This is a genomic window from Paenibacillus sp. FSL P2-0173 (assembly GCF_038008045.1).
Taxonomy (GTDB): domain Bacteria; phylum Bacillota; class Bacilli; order Paenibacillales; family Paenibacillaceae; genus Paenibacillus; species Paenibacillus polymyxa_B.
Map to the genome: position 1 here is coordinate 1,204,328 of NZ_JBBOYK010000001.1, position 18,651 is coordinate 1,222,978.

General features: G+C 46.5%; 15 protein-coding genes, 1 tRNA gene, 1 pseudogene and 1 other annotated feature. Of the genes and pseudogenes, 3 read left to right on the forward strand and 14 right to left on the reverse strand.

The window, feature by feature from the left end; translation table 11 throughout:
- Positions 1 to 272 precede the first annotated feature (272 nt).
- The gene (locus tag MKX30_RS05285; RefSeq protein WP_013311060.1) at positions 273 to 605 is read left to right on the forward strand and encodes a hypothetical protein; all 333 of its coding nucleotides are present in this window, start codon (positions 273 to 275) and stop codon (positions 603 to 605) included.
- Positions 606 to 814: 209 nt separating this feature from the next.
- On the opposite strand, the gene MKX30_RS05290 is transcribed toward MKX30_RS05285, so the two are convergent.
- Positions 815 to 1,354, reverse strand: coding sequence for a GNAT family N-acetyltransferase (locus MKX30_RS05290; RefSeq protein ID WP_341062558.1), 540 nt, complete (start codon positions 1,352 to 1,354; stop codon positions 815 to 817).
- Positions 1,355 to 2,106: 752 nt separating this feature from the next.
- On the opposite strand from MKX30_RS05290, the pseudogene MKX30_RS05295 reads away from it, so the two are divergent.
- A pseudogene (locus MKX30_RS05295) lies at positions 2,107 to 2,307 on the forward strand (uridine kinase); the annotation flags it as partial.
- Positions 2,308 to 2,408: 101 nt separating this feature from the next.
- Here MKX30_RS05295 and MKX30_RS05300 read toward each other — a convergent pair.
- The 11 genes from MKX30_RS05300 to lspA all read right to left on the reverse strand — a co-directional run bounded on the left by MKX30_RS05300 (position 2,409) and on the right by lspA (position 13,662).
- Positions 2,409 to 2,482, reverse strand: a tRNA-Ile gene (locus MKX30_RS05300).
- A gap of 124 nt (positions 2,483 to 2,606) precedes the next feature.
- On the reverse strand, positions 2,607 to 2,771 hold the full coding sequence (locus MKX30_RS05305; protein WP_014282411.1) for a hypothetical protein: 165 nt from the start codon (positions 2,769 to 2,771) through the stop codon (positions 2,607 to 2,609).
- A 147-nt stretch (positions 2,772 to 2,918) separates the two neighbouring features.
- Complete coding sequence (gene pyrE, locus MKX30_RS05310) at positions 2,919 to 3,560, reverse strand: orotate phosphoribosyltransferase (RefSeq protein WP_279834780.1); 642 nt, start codon at positions 3,558 to 3,560, stop codon at positions 2,919 to 2,921.
- On the reverse strand, positions 3,557 to 4,351 hold the full coding sequence (pyrF, locus tag MKX30_RS05315) for an orotidine-5'-phosphate decarboxylase (RefSeq protein ID WP_081047489.1): 795 nt from the start codon (positions 4,349 to 4,351) through the stop codon (positions 3,557 to 3,559). Before pyrF ends, pyrE begins: the two co-directional genes overlap by 4 nt.
- 67 nt (positions 4,352 to 4,418) lie before the next feature.
- Complete coding sequence (gene carB / locus MKX30_RS05320; RefSeq protein WP_023989424.1) at positions 4,419 to 7,634, reverse strand: carbamoyl-phosphate synthase large subunit; 3,216 nt, start codon at positions 7,632 to 7,634, stop codon at positions 4,419 to 4,421.
- Position 7,635: 1 nt separating this feature from the next.
- Positions 7,636 to 8,772, reverse strand: coding sequence for a glutamine-hydrolyzing carbamoyl-phosphate synthase small subunit (gene carA, locus MKX30_RS05325; RefSeq protein ID WP_076158552.1), 1,137 nt, complete (start codon positions 8,770 to 8,772; stop codon positions 7,636 to 7,638).
- Positions 8,773 to 8,833: 61 nt separating this feature from the next.
- A complete protein-coding gene (locus MKX30_RS05330) occupies positions 8,834 to 10,156 on the reverse strand; it encodes a dihydroorotase (protein WP_028540490.1) in 1,323 nt (440 codons plus the stop codon).
- A 59-nt stretch (positions 10,157 to 10,215) separates the two neighbouring features.
- Entirely contained in the window at positions 10,216 to 11,130 is a 915-nt protein-coding gene (locus MKX30_RS05335; RefSeq protein ID WP_023989427.1) for an aspartate carbamoyltransferase catalytic subunit, read from the reverse strand.
- On the reverse strand, positions 11,127 to 11,693 hold the full coding sequence (gene pyrR, locus MKX30_RS05340; protein ID WP_023989428.1) for a bifunctional pyr operon transcriptional regulator/uracil phosphoribosyltransferase PyrR: 567 nt from the start codon (positions 11,691 to 11,693) through the stop codon (positions 11,127 to 11,129). Before pyrR ends, MKX30_RS05335 begins: the two co-directional genes overlap by 4 nt.
- Before the next feature lie 504 nt (positions 11,694 to 12,197).
- The gene (locus MKX30_RS05345) at positions 12,198 to 13,169 is read right to left on the reverse strand and encodes an RluA family pseudouridine synthase (protein WP_341062559.1); all 972 of its coding nucleotides are present in this window, start codon (positions 13,167 to 13,169) and stop codon (positions 12,198 to 12,200) included.
- A 1-nt stretch (position 13,170) separates the two neighbouring features.
- On the reverse strand, positions 13,171 to 13,662 hold the full coding sequence (gene lspA, locus MKX30_RS05350; RefSeq protein ID WP_023989430.1) for a signal peptidase II: 492 nt from the start codon (positions 13,660 to 13,662) through the stop codon (positions 13,171 to 13,173).
- Between the two features lie 236 nt (positions 13,663 to 13,898).
- Between lspA and MKX30_RS05355 the strand changes: the two genes are divergently transcribed.
- On the forward strand, positions 13,899 to 14,633 hold the full coding sequence (locus tag MKX30_RS05355) for a TraR/DksA C4-type zinc finger protein (RefSeq protein ID WP_053325763.1): 735 nt from the start codon (positions 13,899 to 13,901) through the stop codon (positions 14,631 to 14,633).
- Between the two features lie 22 nt (positions 14,634 to 14,655).
- Here MKX30_RS05355 and MKX30_RS05360 read toward each other — a convergent pair whose 3' ends face one another.
- Together MKX30_RS05360 and ileS are read right to left on the reverse strand one after the other, a co-directional pair.
- Positions 14,656 to 15,048, reverse strand: coding sequence for a DUF5665 domain-containing protein (locus tag MKX30_RS05360; RefSeq protein ID WP_230486204.1), 393 nt, complete (start codon positions 15,046 to 15,048; stop codon positions 14,656 to 14,658).
- A 140-nt stretch (positions 15,049 to 15,188) separates the two neighbouring features.
- The gene (gene ileS, locus MKX30_RS05365) at positions 15,189 to 18,278 is read right to left on the reverse strand and encodes an isoleucine--tRNA ligase (protein WP_341062561.1); all 3,090 of its coding nucleotides are present in this window, start codon (positions 18,276 to 18,278) and stop codon (positions 15,189 to 15,191) included.
- A gap of 80 nt (positions 18,279 to 18,358) precedes the next feature.
- Positions 18,359 to 18,643 (reverse strand) — a binding site (T-box leader).
- Between the last annotated feature and the right edge of the window lie 8 nt (positions 18,644 to 18,651).

Genomic DNA, 18,651 nt, shown 5'->3' on the forward strand with positions numbered 1-18,651 from the left:
TACAAATACAAAACGGACTTGGAGCAAATCACTCTGACGTCCGTTTTTTATTTCGTGTGATCAAAGAGTATACAGCTATGAAGAATAGTTCAAAAGTATGGCAAATTAAAAAGTAAATACTTAAATTGTTATATTTTAATTATTTTGTATTTTATAGTACTTTAGAATCGTTTTGTTGTATTATTTTGACAACATTTGTCGAATGAAGTGAAATCAATAATTTTACATGGTATATTTTAGGAGTTAAAATCATACATCAGGAGGAATTCTTTATGAATACTAAGAAAATATTATTATCAACAGCTATGTCTCTGGGACTTATTGGGAGTATTATCGTCCCTAGCGCGTCCGCATCTGTAGGCCCTTCTCCGGTAATTACGCCTGTCGTAGAAGTTAACGGAGTATACTACAGAACGGCTACGTTGCCACGTAATTATTCCTATGCGTTGTCAAATTACCCAGGGGATACTTATAAAGTGGCGAGCGGAAATGTCACCGTCTCCGCTTCCGGGGTGGTAACCACCACTACTGCAACGAATGCAAGAGTTGAGATTTACGGCGGTAACGGTAAATTGAGAATGGTGTACACTGTTAAGGTGTCCTAAGATAAAAGCAGTATATATAGCACTGTCCGTTTATTCGGGCAGTGCTATTTTTATGGGTCGAAAAGAACTCATATTAGCTTTTTTATCAGCGGAATCCTTTATTAGTTTTCATTGAACTCTATTAACCGACTCTTGAGAAGTTTTATTTAAATGCTCCTCAAATTGAGTGCCAAATGCTCGAACGTCCTCTTTTCTAAACTTTCGTGAGATCAATAAAGATACCCCAAAAAATCTAAGTCTCCCTCACTCCAATCTATCTTTCCTACTTTTTTAATCATTATTCCATCAATTTTCTCAAAGCCTATTCCATTTGTAATAATTTTTTCATTATCAATTTTTAACAATTTAATTTTGTTCTTTACAGGCTTATATCCATTTCTTAAATACAAGTTCATATTATCAGCAAATAAAAGTATAAAATCAATATTTCGTGTAACGGATAACTTTTCAATTTCTAAAAGCAGTGCTGAAGCTATTCCCTGTGATCGAACATTTTTTGAAACACACAAATCAATTAAACCCAGTACTCTTATGGTTTCTCCGTTTAGATTCATTATCCTATAATCTAATCCAACATGCCCTATAAGTTGATAATCATGGTTAAAAGCTAGAAGTCTAAAATGTGGAAGTTGCTTGAAATAAATTCTATCCGTAGGGTAGATTTCTGAAAAACTGTCCATTAATAATGCTTGTATACTGGCTGCTAACTCTTGACTTATGTCATGTTCAAAAACTTGATCTATTTTCAAAATACCACTCCCATCCTTTTACCTACTTTAGCACTCTTCTACATTTAAGTGTGACAACTGTACGTGAATTGCGAAGGAATACTTCCTACTTACTGAAGCGGGTGATTTTTTTCTTGTTAATTCTAAAGGGGCTGTTGTATTAATTAACACAAATATAATTAGTGATCAATTTTTTGAACAGCCTACTATTCAGATTTATCAAGTATCCAAAAAAGAAAAGCACATAGCAATAACGTTTGAATATGGACCATCAAATACACTGTTTTATGCTTATCAATATAAAAACGGTACATTATTTAATAAACTTTCCATTATGGGCGATCAGGGTGTACAAGTTGATATAAAGGGAACCGTTAAACAATATTGGAAAAAGTACAGACCTGAGGGAGGATGGAATTTAGCTATAGCGACGTATTCATGGAATACTTCAAAGAATAAGTACCTCGGAGCAGGACAGCTGCCTTAGTTAAACATCTCTATTAAAATGCTCACGTTTAAAGTCATCTAAGGAAATACACTGGGACTCACACCAGCTTTCAGTCAGTGGAGTCCTCTTTTAGATCTAAAAGTAAAACTCACTAGTCCCTAATATTTTCTAAAGTAGCGCTTCCCATCTCCTGTAGGCATAATAACCTTCTGGTCCCTACCCCGTCATTCTACCCGAAATGTAGACCCTTCCGTCCACACAATATAGTCAAATCAGGCATCGAAAAGACGATATAACGATCGCAAAATGATTTCTGAAAGCTGTCCGTTATCAAAGGTATGACTGGGAAACTGATAAGTTATCGGAATGGCATACTGTTCCTGCTGGCGGCATTGTCATAATCGAAGGAGTATATTCCATCCGAAAGGAACTAGAAGACAAATATGACTTCAAAGTTTGGGTTGATTGTCCACGAAAAATTAGGCTTTCAAGAGGTCTTGAAAGAGACGGAGACTGTACTCGTGGGAAGGATTATAATCGCTCCCTCATAAAGGGGCTACTTTCCTCCATTTTCTCACCCTCTATAAACAACAAAAAACCCTTGCTACGCAAGGGTTTTTGAGGAAATGGGCCCTGAGGGACTCGAACCCCCGACCAATCGGTTATGAGCCGACCGCTCTAACCAACTGAGCTAAGGGCCCTCAAAAAAATATGTATATTCACGTTACATATTCATAACAGCAACGTTAATTAATATACAACATTTTCTTGTGTTTCGTCAATAGCCTATCGAAAATTTTCTTTTTAAAAATTATTTTCGTGGACTTACGGAATAAATCGGACACCATAACGACCTTTGCGCGAGCGGTACACCTCCACTGCGCGGGGATCATTGTAGCCATACATCCAGCCGTCGTGCTCCAACCTTTTTGCCAGACATCCTGCCTGAAATTTAGTCGTGTACAGTCTGCCATAGTAAATCCAATACATCCGAACTCCCTCTTTTCACATGATGGTAGGAGTTAGTGTAACCGGATCGAATTCGATTTACACGGCCTGAGCCATAACAATCTACAATGGTTAGTAACGAGTACGAATCGCTCTAATCATTATCTCTGTTGGCCCCTATAGCTCATCTTATTTGCCAAAGGAAGCCGGATCCTGACGCCAGGAACGCAGCAGTTCCATCTCTTCTTCCTGAATGGTTCCTTCACGCAAGGCAACGTTCATCAGGGCTGTATAATTGGACAGGCTTTGCAGCTCCACACCTGCTTCTTCAAAGGCTTGAGTCGCTTTGTCTAGCTGGTAGCTGAAAATAGCTAGTACTGCTAACGGCTGAGCGCCCGCTTGTGCTACGGCCTGTGCTGCTTTAATGGAGCTGCCTCCTGTAGAAATGAGATCCTCGATGACCATAACCTTTTGTCCTGCGCTGATGCGGCCTTCAATTTGGTTCTCTTTCCCATGTCCTTTGGCTTTGTCCCTCACATAGGCCATTGGCAGATTTAGCTTTTGCGCCACCCAGGCCGCATGAGGAATCCCTGCTGTAGCTGTCCCTGCAATGACTTCGGTTTCGGGATATTGCTCACGAATGAGGGCAGCAAATGAGTCTGCGATCAGCTCGCGTACCTCCGGGTAGGACATGGTCAGACGATTGTCACAGTAGATTGGCGATTTAATGCCGGATGTCCATGTAAAAGGCTGTTGCGGGCGCAATGCCACCGCCTGAATACGTAACAGATGGAATGCGATTTGCTCGGGGATACTATTGAATGTGGTCATACTTGTATCATCTCCTCAATAATGTGTTCCGCTGCGGCACGTGGGTCTGCTGCTGCGGTGATAGGACGTCCAACAACAATGTAGCTGCTGCCTTGGGCAATGGCTTGCCCAGGTGTAAGCACACGCGACTGATCGCCTGCAGCACTACCTGCCGGGCGTATGCCAGGAGTTATCGTCTTAAAGTCTGATCCACATACAGCACGAATGGCAGGCACTTCCAAAGGTGAAGCTACCACACCATCCAGTCCCGCCTCACGGGTCAGTTGTGCGTAACGAACTACTGCATCCTGTACCGTACCAGGAATACCTAACTCCTTATTCATGGTCGTCTGATCCGTGCTAGTCAGCTGTGTGACTGCAATAATGAGCGGCATGGAAAGCGAACTGTCTGCGGAAATAGCTGCTTCTGCACCAGCTTTAGCGGCTGACATCATATTAACGCCTCCAGCAGCATGTACGTTGAACATATCCACACCTAGGCGGGTAATGCTCTCTGCCCCTCCCCGCACCGTGTTAGGGATATCATGCATTTTCAAATCCAGAAATACGGAGTATCCTCTGGACTTTAGCTGTTCTACAAAAGCTGGCCCTGCATTATAAAACAGTTGCATACCTACTTTTATATAACAGGGAATTCCCTCTAGCTGCCGAATTAACTGCTCAGCCTGTTGTGCATTGGGATAATCTAATGCAACCATCAGCCGTCCTGCCATCTGCTGAAATGCTCCATTCACCGTTCTACATCCCCTTTTCACGTCAATTCGGGTACATTTGCCCGTGATAAAGGACATCCGTCAGCCGAAGCTGATGAATGTCCTTCCCTGTGCTACTTATTTCCTCACATCTATTCGTAACGCATTAGTTGCTTAGGACCGGCATGGATTCGGATGTGAAATTGATCGTTTCCAGCATTCTTAGCAAAGCGCGTACTGTATCCAGTGAGGTCATGCAGACGATGCCATTCTCAACCGCTTCACGGCGGATACGGAATCCATCACGCTCTGGCGTTTTGCCTTTGGTCAGCGTATTGAAGACAAAGTTGGCTTCACCCGTACGGATCATATCCAGGATGTTCGGGTTACCTTCGCTCAGCTTGTTGATCGTGTTCACCGGAATATTGGCCTGCTTCATAGCAGCCGCCGTTCCACCTGTTGCAATAATTTTATAGCCCAGTCTGTAAAAGCCCTGCATCAACTCGACAGCTTCTTCTTTGTCCTTATCTGCCACTGTAATGATGATTGCTCCAGTGGATGGAATTTTCATGCCAGCCCCCACAAGTCCTTTGTACAGTGCTTTGGCATACTGAATATCGCGTCCCATGACTTCACCTGTCGATTTCATTTCTGGGCCCAGCGTCGGCTCTACACGGCGCAGTTTGGCAAAGGAGAATACCGGAACCTTAACCGAGACATAATTACTTTCAGGCCAAAGGCCTTCTGAATAACCTGCATCTTTAAGCTTACCGCCCAAAATAGCCTGTGTAGCCAGATTCGCCATCGGGATATTCGTTACTTTACTCAAGAAAGGAACCGTCCGCGAGGAGCGAGGATTAACCTCGATCACGTACACCTGGTCTTGATGAATGACAAACTGGATATTTACCAGACCGATCGTTTTTAATTCTTTGGCGATACTGATTGTAATTTCCACAATTTTTTGTTTCAGCTCGGCAGACAAGTGCTGTGGTGGATACACCGCGATCGAGTCACCTGAGTGAACCCCGGCCCGTTCTACATGCTCCATAATGCCTGGTACCAATACTGTCTCGCCGTCGCAGATGGCGTCGACCTCAACTTCTTTACCCAGCATATAACGGTCGATGAGCACCGGATGCTCTGGATTGATTTTAACCGCTTCTTCCATGTACCGCAGCAATTCCGTATCTGAGTACACGATTTCCATAGCGCGCCCGCCCAGAACGTAGGATGGACGTACCAGGACCGGATAGCCTAGCGCCTGTGCGGTTCCTACTGCTTCATCTACCGATGTGACCGTGTTGCCTTTAGGCTGTGCGATAGCCAGACGAGACAAAAGTTGCTCGAACTTTTTCCGGTCTTCCGCTTCATCGATACTTTCCAGACTCGTACCCAAAATATTCACGCCTGCCGCACTCAGCGGAGCTGCGAGATTAATGGCCGTTTGACCACCGAACTGGACGATAACCCCAATCGGTTTTTCCTGCTCGATGACATTCATTACATCTTCGAAGAAGAGCGGTTCAAAGTAGAGGCGATCGGATGTGTTAAAGTCCGTAGATACCGTCTCCGGGTTGTTATTGATAATCACTGCTTCGTAGCCTGCTTTTTGAATAGCCCATACCGCATGTACGGTGGAGTAATCAAATTCAATCCCTTGCCCGATCCGAATCGGTCCGGAGCCGAGTACGATAACTTTCTCTTTGTTAGATGGAATAACTTCATTTTCCACCTCGTAAGAGGAGTAGTAGTACGGAGTTGTGGCTTCAAACTCGGCTGCGCACGTATCTACCATTTTGTAGACCGGACGCAGGTTTTGAGCTAGACGGAATTCACGTACCTCACGCTCGGTTGTCATACTGTCGTTTTGGCCCATACTGCGAATCTCGGCGATAGAGCGGTCGGTAAAACCTTTACGTTTGGCCTGATAGAGTGTTTCGTAGGTCAGCTCAGACTCTCCAGCGATGATGGCTTCGAACTTGACGATTCCCTCTACCTTATCGAGGAACCACCAGTCAATTTTCGTCAAATCTTGAATCTCCTGCTGCTGCCAGCCGCGACGGAACGCCTCGGCTACCAAGAACAAACGCTCATCATCTGCTTTAATCAGGCGATCCTTGAGCACGTCATCAGACAGCTGTTCGGCTCCCTTAAGATGCAGACGGTTTACACCGATTTCCAACGACCGTACCGCTTTATGGATGGACTCTTCGAATGTGCGTCCGATGGCCATGACTTCACCCGTTGCTTTCATTTGCGTGCCCAGCTTGCGGTTGGCAGAAATGAATTTGTCAAATGGCCAGCGTGGTATTTTGCTCACGATGTAATCCAGTGTTGGCTCAAAGCAAGCATACGTTTGTCCCGTTACCGGATTCACAATTTCATCCAACGTGTAGCCCAGTGCAATTTTGGCAGCCATTTTAGCAATCGGATATCCAGTTGCCTTGGAAGCCAGTGCCGAGGAGCGGCTTACGCGCGGATTTACTTCAATTACATAGTATTGATAGCTGTGCGGATCAAGCGCAAACTGTACATTGCAGCCGCCTTCGATATTGAGGGCGCGGATAATTTTCAGAGAAGCGGAGCGCAGCATCTGGTATTCGCGATCTGACAGCGTCTGACTCGGAGCTACGACGATACTGTCACCAGTATGCACGCCGACTGGATCAAAGTTCTCCATATTACAAACAACGATGCAGTTATCATTGCCGTCACGCATGACCTCATACTCGACTTCCTTCATACCTGCGATACTTTTTTCCACCAAACATTGTCCGATTGGACTGTATCTCAAGCCAGAGCTGACGGTTTCACGCAGTTCTTCTTCTGTAGAGCAGATACCACCGCCTGTTCCCCCTAGCGTATAAGCAGGGCGAACGATAATTGGATAACCGATTTCGTTAGCAAATTCTAACGATTCCTCTAAGGTTGTTACAATTACACTCTCTGGTACAGGCTGTTCCAACTCGCGCATCAAATCACGGAACAGATCACGATCTTCGGCTTGTTCTATCGAATTCAGTTGAGTTCCCAGCAGCTTGACGTTTTCACGCTCCAGCACTCCGGCGCGAGCCAGTTCCACTGCCATATTCAGACCTGTCTGTCCTCCCAGCGTAGGAAGCAGACCATCTGGACGCTCTTGACGGATAATCTGTGTTACAAAATCAAGTGTGATCGGCTCGATGTATACTTTGTCTGCCATGTTGGTGTCTGTCATGATGGTTGCCGGATTACTGTTGATCAGTACTACCTCGACGCCTTCTTCTTTGAGCGCTTGACAAGCTTGTGTACCAGCGTAATCAAATTCTGCTGCCTGACCAATGACGATCGGACCGGAACCGATCACAAGTATTTTTTTAAGTTCTGTATTTTTCGGCATATTAGCGCTCTCCTCTCACTGCGGCGGCGATAGCAGCCTGACGCGGTTGCTTTGGATGATTTCTTTTGTGCTCACGGATCATGTCCAGAAAACGGTCAAACAGGTAGCCATTATCGTAAGGTCCTGGTGCAGCCTCTGGATGATATTGAACCGAAAACGCGGGATACTTGGTATGTTTAAGACCTTCAATCGTTTTATCGTTGTTATTAATATGCGTCACTTCAAGCTCAGTTCCTTGGATCGAATTCTCATTCACCGTGTAGCCGTGATTTTGTGATGTGATAAAGCAGCGTCCGCTCTCCAGTTCTTTCACCGGATGGTTACCACCGCGATGTCCGAATTTCAGCTTTTCCGTATCCGCTCCCGAAGCTAAAGCGAACAACTGGTGTCCCAAGCAAATTCCGAAAATCGGATATTCCCCTAACAGTTCAGCTACCGTACGAACGGCATGGGGTACGTCTTTTGGATCTCCAGGGCCGTTAGACAGCTGGATACCGTCCGGGTCCAAGCGACGAATTTCCTCAGCCGTCGTATCATGTGGAACGACAACTACATCGCAGTCCCGTTTGTTCAGTTCGCGCAAAATGCCGCTTTTTGCACCGTAGTCAATCAATACGATCCGCTCTCCGTTGCCAGGACTGCTGTACGGATGAGGTGTGGAAGTCATAGGAACCTGATTACGCAATTCTTCAATGGTGAGGTCAGACATCATTTCTTTCAGTTCTTCCAGCGGCTGGGAACCAGTCGTCAAAATGCCCTTCATCGTGCCGTGATGGCGAATAATCCGGGTAAGCATGCGGGTGTCGATGTCGCTAATGCCAATGATGCCATATTCCTTCAGCAAATCGCCCACGCTGTATTGAGCACGCCAGTTGCTTGGCGCCGGCTCGTAATGTCGAACAGCAAAGCCGTGGACATAAGGCCGTACCGATTCAAAGTCATCCCGAGTAATTCCGTAATTGCCAATCAGCGGGTAAGTCATCGTTACGATTTGTCCGCAGTAAGAGGGATCAGTCAGCACCTCTTGATAGCCTGTAATCCCTGTGTTGAAAACGACCTCGCCTGTTTTATCACCTTCCGCACCAAATGATGTGCCTGTAAACAGCGTGCCGTCCTGAAGTAACAATCTTGCCTGCATCCCGTCTCACTCCTCTATATTGTTTCCTGCTATTAGGTTCTATTTATTTAGTGATTTCTATTTATTTTGCTTCGTCAGCAGACCATACCAGTTTGCCATCTACCCAAGTTTTCACAGGCCAGCCTTTGAGCTTCCAGCCTGTAAAAGGAGTGTTGCGTCCTTTGCTGGCAAACGTTTGCGGATCAACTGCCTGCTCCTGCTCCAGATCAATCATGGTCAGGTCAGCTGGAGCCCCTTCTTCCAGGCGTCCCGTATCAAGGCGGAAGACACGCGCTGGATCAGCAGTCATACGACGCACTAGAAAGTCCAGCGTCCACTGTCCGGTAGCTACGAATTTTGTGTACAACAGCGGGAAGGCCGTCTCGAATCCAACGATTCCAAATGGCGCCAGCTCCATACCTCTTGCCTTCTCTTCCTCACTGTGCGCTGCATGGTCGGTTACGACGATGTCAATCGTACCGTCTTCCAGTCCCTCGATGCATGCCTGCACATCACGTGGGGAGCGGAGCGGAGGATTCATTTTCCAGTTCGCATCCAGCCCAGGGATGTCCTCATCTGACAATACCAAGTGGTGTGGGCATACCTCAGCCGTTACCTTGATGCCAAAAGATTTCGCGTGGCGGATTAACCGCACTGACTGCTCAGTGCTGACATGGCATACATGATAGTGTGCCCCGGTTGCCTCGGATAACAAAATGTCTCGTCCGACATGAATGGCTTCGGATTCGTTCGGAATGCCTTTAAGTCCGTGGCGCTTGGCAAATTCGCCGTCCGTCACTGCCGCTCCTTCAACAAGCGTGTTATCTTCACAGTGTGCAATAACCGGCATATCCAGTGCCTTGGCCCGCGCCATGGCGTCCTTCATCATTTGCGCGCTTTGCACCCCGACACCATCGTCAGTAAAGCCGATTGCACCCGCTGCTTTGAGCGCTTCAAAATCTGTCAGCTCACGCCCCAGTTCGTTTTTCGTAATGGCTGCGTAAGGAAGAACCTTGGCAAGCCCGGCTTCCTGTCCCTTTTTCAATACCAGCTGGACTGTGTCCACATTGTCAGTCACTGGACGTGTGTTTGGCATGCAGGCAATCGTCGTAAATCCGCCTTTCACCGCCGCACGGCTGCCTGTTTCAATCGTTTCTTTATATTCAAAGCCAGGTTCTCTCAGATGCACATGCATGTCGATTAAACCGGGAATGACCAGTTTTCCCTGGGCGTCGATTTTTTCAACTTCGCGCTCCTGCTCAGATGCCCCTTCTTCTATAAGTAGGCTGACTCCAGCATCTGCATTTGCGATAGCCAAAATTTTTCCGTCGGCGATTAGGATGGATTTCAATTCAGCCTCGCCCTGCTCGTTCAATACGCTTGCATTCATTATTAATTGTTTCATCTGAAATATTCCTCCGCTCAGTTTTCTGCAACTTTTTCCTACGATTCTACTGACAGCTTCTACAGCTTCATTGCCCGTTCCATAACCGCCATGCGGATCGGAACCCCGTTTGCCATTTGCGGAAAAATTCGCGATTGTTCGCTTTCCACAACTGCACTATCAATTTCCACATTCCGATTCACTGGAGCTGGATGCATGATAATCGTTCCGGGCTTCAGGTTCGCTGCTCTTTTTTCTGTCAAACCGTACTGCTCTCGGTACTCATCCGCTGAGCGCAACATCCCTTCAGCATGCCGTTCCAGCTGTACCCGAAGCATCATGACCACGTCCGCCTGTAGTGCCTCTTGCATCGGAACATAAGGCGCGTACGCCGCAAGATCAGGTGCTTGCATATTATCAGGAGCGCAGAAGCTAACCTTGGCTCCGAATTTTTGCAAGGCCCACAGATTCGAGCGAGCGACACGGCTGTGCAGAATGTCTCCTATGATGGATACTCTCAAGCCTTTAAGTTCACCGAAAGTTTTGCGCATGGTGTACAGGTCCAGCAGAGCCTGCGTTGGATGCTCATTGTTGCCGTCCCCCGCATTAACCAGTGGGACACTGACCTTCTCGGCGAGCTCTTGCAGCACACCGGCTGGCTTTAACCGAATGACTCCTGCATCAATGCCCATGGATTCGAGCGTACGTACTGTATCGTAAATGGACTCCCCTTTTTCCACACTGGAAGCCGCAGCGGAAAAGTTCAAAACCTGAGCGCCCAGCCGCTTCTCTGCCATTTCAAAAGAAAAGCGGGTGCGAGTGCTGTTTTCAAAAAACATGTTGGCCGCAAAGCGTGATTGCAGTACTGGAACCAGTTTTTCTGGTTGAGACTCCCAATAATGAGCGCGATCCAGAATGGACTCGATTTCATTTCGGCTAAGTTCCTTTAACCCGAGCAGGCTACGTTCTTTAAGTTGACTGGCTGTTGTGATCATAGCTGTTCCCCCCGGTTCTGAATGATTGTCACTTCGTCCTTACCGTCCGTCTCTTGAAGGGCTACTACGATTTCCTCAGATTTGGAGGTCGGGATGTTCTTGCCGATGTAATCCGGACGAATCGGAAGCTCACGGTGTCCGCGATCCGCTAGCACTGCCAGCTGAATCATTTGCGGTCGTCCGCAGTGCATCAATGCATCCATCGCCGCGCGGATGGTGCGGCCTGTATACAGCACATCGTCAAAGAGAATGACTTTCTTATCATGAACCGATACGTCAGCAGGATTCATCAAAAGCTCTTTTCCATTTCCTTTAGCTTCGGCTACGCTGCTCCGGTCATCCCGGTAGGCTGTAACATCCAGCTCTCCCCATGGAATTGGTGCGCCTTCAATCTCAGCAATTTTTTCAGCCAGACGTTGCGCCAAATGAACTCCGCGTGTTCGAATACCTACTAGCACACAATCGTCAATACCTTTGTTTTTCTCCAAAATTTCATGTGCAATCCGTGTCAATGCCCGACGAATCGCAATTTCATCCATCAGTACATGTGTTTCATGACTCATGCTTCCAGCCTCCTCAGGTGATGTTCCCTTCAGACCTGGTCCCGTGTTCGGATACAAAAAAGACTCCTTGCCCAAGTTTGGCAAGGAGTCTCGTGTGAACAGTCTTCTACTGTTCTCCGATCTCTCGGACACACTGAAGACATACCGCCGCAGCGGATGCACTGATCAGTGATCCATTCACGTTACCTTGCCAGCCTCACGGGACTGATTTAAAGGTGCTATTCAGGATTTCCTTTGTCCTGCTTCTCATAGTGTGAGATGGTTAGCCATCTCTTGGACAAAGTTCATCGCAACTACAAGAAGTATGACAGATTGAAAATCGTGTGTCAACACCCGTTCAACCGGAACCACCGGAAGCACTCTAATAATTATACAACTTCATTGTATAATTATCCATAGTTGTTTTTACCCATACCTTATCCCACAATAAAAAAACCGCCATTTAGGCGGTTTAACTTAATAATTTATTCAGGTTTGTGAATAGGAATGCAAATTGTCATTGTTTTAGCGACTACGCAAGGATGCTAACACATCCTCCATATCAGGAGGGATCGGTCTGTTGAATTCCATGTACTCTCCAGTGGATGGATGCTTAAAACCCAGTACCGCCGCATGCAGCGCCTGACCATCCATACGAACCCCTTTACTACGTCCATACATAGGGTCGCCAACCAATGGGTGTCCAATAAATTTCATGTGAACACGAATTTGGTGTGTGCGTCCTGTTTCCAATTGAAGTTCAAGCAGGGTATAATCCCCCAAACGTTCAATGACGAGAAAATGGGTGACTGCATGCTTGCTGTTACGTTCCGTCACTGTGAACAATTTGCGATCACCCGAATCGCGGCCAATCGGAGCATCTACCGTTCCCTGATCGTGGCTCAAATGACCGTGAACTAAGGCTATATATTTTCGAGTCACACTATGATCCTTAAGCTGTGCTGCAAGTGATGCGTGAGCCTGATCATTTTTAGCCGCCATTAGCAGTCCTGATGTATCCTTATCAATACGGTGAACAATACCAGGACGTAATTCCCCGTTGATGCCGGAAAGATCGTGGCAGTGGTACATCAGTGCGTTAACCAATGTTCCCGAAGAGTGTCCCGGTGCAGGATGCACGACCAGACCACGTTGCTTGTTAATAACAATAACGTCCGAATCCTCGTAAACGACATCCAACGGAATATTTTCCGGTACAATATCTACACTTTCTGGCTCCGGTACCGATAATACAATACGATCTCCTTCAGCCAGCTTGTAGTTCGCCTTGATCGCCGTACCGTTCACCAACACCCGACCATTTCCGATCCACAGCTGTATCTGAGAACGAGACACTTCCTTCATTTCTTCGGCGATATATTTGTCTATACGTGTTTTGGCATCCACGGAATCCGCTGTGCATTCCAGAGATTCACTCTCCAGTTCGTCTTCATAAGACAGACCTGCGGCTTCGCCGTTTTCATTCACTTCGCTCATGCTATGACTTCCCTTCAATGCTATCATTGCCATTTCCTTTTTCCCGACGCGATTCCAGCAATGTATCCAAAATAATCAGTGCTACACCGATGACAATCGCCGAATCTGCCACATTAAAAATCGGGAACGTATAGCTTCCAAAATTGAATTGCGCAAAATCAACCACTTCACCTGAAATAGCCCGATCCAAAAAGTTACCGACTGCTCCCCCCAGCACCAAACTTAGCGCAACAGGAAGTAGCTTTTGTCCAGCCTTGACTGTTTTTCGCAGGTACCAGACGATACCGATCACCACTACAATTGTAATCACGATAAAAAGCCAACGTTGACCTTCCAAAATCCCAAAAGCGGCTCCACGATTACGATGGGAGGTGATTAAAAAGAAATTGCCGATGACTGGTATTTGCTCGTACAATTCCATCCGCGTAGCCACCAAATATTTTACTCCCTGATCAATCAAAAAAATAATTAGCGCAATACCAAAATAAATCACAGTCCTTCGTCACTCCGATCCGCTTATATCCGTTGTTGAACCCATTTATTGTAGCATAAGCGTTCTCAGATCGTCCACGAAACCCGCAAGCTATCAAGCACAGATCATCCATAAAATGAACTCCTTCGCATTTGATTAGAATTTCCTATGTAAAAGAGGTCTTCCCGGTGCAAACTACAAGGAGCATACTCGACACAACGCATGCGCATGTAAACCTAGAACAAGGAGAGGATTCCATGTCCCCATTGACGGAGCAACAATTGCAGGGCTTGCGTAACGAACTGCTGGAACGCAAAAAAGAAATTGAGCATCGTTTGCAAGACAACGACCATTACGGACTCGGCGATTCCCAACGCGATCAAACCGGCGAGCTTTCTCCTATTGATAACCATCCAGGAGACCTGGCTACCGAAACCTACGAGCGAGCCAAGGATATTTCCTTACTGGAACACGACGAATTCCAATTAGAACGCATCGAATCAGCTCTGATGGCCATGGAAAAGGGGACGTATGGCATTTGTGCCACCAGCGGTAAACCCATTCCCTATGAGCGCCTGCTGGCTGTTCCCTATACCATTTACTGTAAAGAGTACAGTCCCGAAACAGAAGTGTCTAACCGCCGCCCAGTGGAGGAAGAATTTCTCGCTCCCTCGTTCGGCAGAACGAGTCTGGATGAGCGTGATGATCAAAACGGCTTCGACGGTGAAGATGCTTGGCAGATCGTCGAAAATTGGGGTACCTCTAACACACCAGCCATGGCCGAAAGTGGAGACATCCACAGTTATGATGATATGGAAATTGAAGCAGGCGACGATAATATGGGCTTCGTAGAACCATACGAAAGCTTTGTTGCTACTGACATTTATGGACAAAATGTTTCCGTTATTCGTAGTTCCATTTATCAGCGTTATATCGAAGATGGCGAGGGCGAAGGTCTACTGGAGCCGGATACGCACGAAGACGAATCGTGAACATCAAAGTGGAGATCGTTGCCTAATAGGTAGTAAGCTCCAATTGTCGTTGTACAATCCGTACAATATCAGCGATATAATCACCGATAATCGGCAAATTCAACGCTCCGAGCACTTGCAGCACATAAATAATGGTAGCGGCAAAAAAAGTAAAACCTAGCGCGATGCCGATTCCCCGGGAAACGCCTGATATTAGATTTAGCCAGAGTAATCGCCAAGGCTTATTCAGCAGCAAAGCATAATCTGCAATACGTGTCCGTTCCATCTGCTCTGACACAGCACGTATCAGCTTTTCAACACGACTTAATTGCTCTGCCTGATTACCTGTTTTGCTTTTATCTGCGGCTACGGCAGCTCCCTCTCCGTTCATCCCTCGGAGACTTCTCCCCTGTCTACGCCTTGATCGTGCCGTCATATGCACAATCCCCCTTTTCCCATGGCTGCCCTGAACGCAGCAAACGAGCCGAAGCACGTAACGGAGAAAAACCGTTTCCGATGCTTAGGCTCGTTTTTATATGCTGCCTGTTATTGTATTATGGGACAGGGGGCTTGTAATTATTCTCCAATATGAACGCCGATGGTTTTACCGTTCACATCCACATGTTCTACCGGTTCGGCTTGACCAAATGTCACAGTAGTAACCAATACGTTCTCACGCAACACAGAATCGAAGCTTTCGATGGCCTGACGCAGCTCGTTATCTACATCCAACGTCAACGCCACATACTTTTCAATCGGCAGATCCAGTTTTTTACGATAATCCTGTACCGCACGAACCACTTCACGTACCCAACCCTCTTGCTCCAGCTCTGGCGTAATGTCTGTGTTCAACGCTACCGTTAAGCCATAACCGGAAGCAGAAGCGAAGCCTTCTTTCGCTTTTTTCTCCACCAGCAGTTCTTCGGCCGTAACTTGCAGCTCTTCACCTTCTGGAGAAGCGACGTTTAACACTCCTTTTTCTACAACAGAACGAGTATCCTCAGCAGACATTCCTTTGAAAAAGTTTTGTAGGAAACCGACATTTTTGCCGTATTTCTTGCCTGCTACTTTCAAATTCAGTTTCAGTGTAAAATCTACAAAGCCGCTATCGTCCGTCTCAACATGAATATGCTTCACGTTAATCTCATCTTTGATGATTTCCTCATAGCCACTCAGTTCAAAGTCCTGATCCATGGACAGAATCAACTCGGACAACGGTTGACGCGTTTTCAAACCCGTTTCGTTGCGGACGTTACGCGCCAATTCAACGACACGGCGTGCCGTTTCCATATCTCGTTCCAGTTCCAAATCGATCAAGGACTCATTGGCAGTCGGATAATCATCCAGATGAACACTTTCCCCGTTGCTTAGGTTGAGGCAAATATCCTCTGCAAGCAGTGGTGTAAACGGCGCAAGCAGTTTGGCAGTCGTTAACAGCACCTCAGTCAGTGTACGGTATGCATCCAGCTTATCTTCTGTAAGACCATTGCCCCAGAATCGGTCGCGTGAACGACGGATATACCAGTTGCTCAGCTCATCAACAAACGATTCAATTGCTTTAGATGAGTTCAGGAAGTCATTTACAGCCAGCGCTTTGTCCACTACCAAAATGAGGCTGTTCAGACGGGACAAAATCCAACGATCCAACTTATGAGCCGATGGTTTGAACGGATGCTGTGCCGGATCAAATCCGTCGATATCCGCATACAAGGTCAGAAAAGCGTGTGTATTTACAAGCGTATCCACCAGCTTCGATTTAGCCTCACCTACAATGCCTTTGGAAAAACGTTTGCTATTCCATGGTGCACTATCAGACAGCAATGCCCAGCGGAAAGCATCTGTACCGTACTCGTCAATCACTTCCCACGGATCAATAACATTACCCTTGGATTTAGACATTTTCTGCCCCTGCTCATCCAGTACATGGCCTGTCGCCATGACAGCTTTATAAGGAGCTTTGCCAGTCAGCATAGTCGAAACCGCAAGCAAGCTATAGAACCAGCCACGAGTCTGGTCAATCCCTTCACAGATCATATCTGCCGGAAATTGCTGCTTGAACGTTTCATTATTTTCAAAAGGATAATGATGCTGTGCAAACGGCATGGAGCCACTATCGAACCATACGTCGATTACTTCCGGTGTACGAGTCATTTCGTATTTACCGCATTGGCTACGAACCTTAATATCATCTACATATGGTTTGTGCAGCTCGATGTCCGCTGGTACATCGCCAATCGCACGTTCCCTCAATTCAGCAATACTATGTGGAGCGAACTGTTCTCCAGTTTCTTCACAAACCCAGATGTTTAGCGGTGTACCCCAATAGCGATCGCGACTGATGTTCCAATCCACCAGTTCCTCCAAAAACTTGCCAAAACGTCCTTCACGTATATGCCCCGGGTACCATTCGACTTCGCTGTTGTTGGCAATCAGTTGATCCTTGATCGCAGTTGTTTTGATAAACCAGCTGTCCATAGCATAGTACAATAATGGAGTATCGCAGCGCCAGCAGAACGGATAGCTATGCTCGTATTTTTCCTTGCTGTACAGCAAGCCTTTTTCGGACAGCATTTTAACAATATCTACATCACAGTCTTTCACAAAACGGCCTGCAAAATCAGTGATTTCCTCTACATAGTTACCTTGGAGATCCACTACGTTGATGAATTCAACACCATTTTCACGACATACCCGGTAATCATCCTCACCATGCGCTGGAGCCATATGAACGATACCTGTACCACTGGAGTCTGTTACGAACTTCGCACCCAGAATCTGATTACCCTTCTCAACCTGAAAATACGTAAATGGCGGGGTATACGTTTGGCCAACCAGTTCTGAACCGGATAGTGTGCCAATCACTTCATGATCGCCTTTAATTACGTCCTCAACCAGATTTTTAGCAACGATGTATACACCGTCTTCCTGCTTCACACGTGCATATTCCAGTTCAGGGTTGACGGCGAGCGCCACGTGACTCGGCAAGGTCCAAGGTGTTGTCGTCCAAGCCAGTACATATTCACCACTGCTATGCAACTTGAATTTCGCCGTGGCACTCAGATCCTTCACATCTTTGTAGCCCTGCGCTACTTCATGAGAACTTAGCGTCGTCTGACAATCCGGGCAATACGGACTCACACGATGACCACGATACAGCAGATCTTTTTCATGAATTGTCGCCAAAATGTTCCATACGCTCTCGATATAGTTATTATCCAATGTAATGTACGGGTTATCGAGGTCAGTCCAGTATCCGATCGCTTCGGTTAGATCACGCCATTGTTCCTCGTACTCAAACACGCTTGCCTTACATTTTTTAATAAACTTTTCAACGCCATATTCTTCAATTTCAGGTTTGTGGGAGATTCCCAGTTGCTTTTGTACACCCAATTCTACCGGCAAGCCATGCGTGTCCCAGCCTGCCTTACGTACGACGCGGTATCCCTTCATTGTCTGATAGCGGCCAACAAAATCCTTAATTACACGTCCCAGCACGTGACCGATATGCGGTTTACCGTTAGCTGTTGGTGGGCCCTCATAAAATACAAAATTTGGCTTTCCTTCACGATTTGTGATGGATTTACGGAATGTGTCCTCTTGTTTCCATTTGCTCAGGATGCGCAGGTCACGGGACCGTGCTTTTTCTTTAACATCCACTCTGTTCATACTGTCATACTCCCTCTCTGCTCATCATTGATTTCCCTAGCATTTCCTAAAAAAAGCAACAAAAAAAAGCCCCATCCCTGTAAAGGGACGAGACTGTGCTCGCGTTACCACCCTGATTCCGTAAAAACAGACCATTCTAAAAATACAGTCTCATCACGGCTCTCTGAGCCCCACTCAACTACAGCAGGGCGCCATTATAACGCATGGCAAACGGTGATTGCTTACACACGCCATAAAAAATCTTAAGCGCTTCAGCTCACTTCTCCGGGAGGATCTTCGGTCATGTTCTGAACGTTGGCTTGCACCGGAAGGCCAACTCTCTGAGGGACAAATCATGACGTACTCGTTCCCATCAACGAATTAAACATGTTAA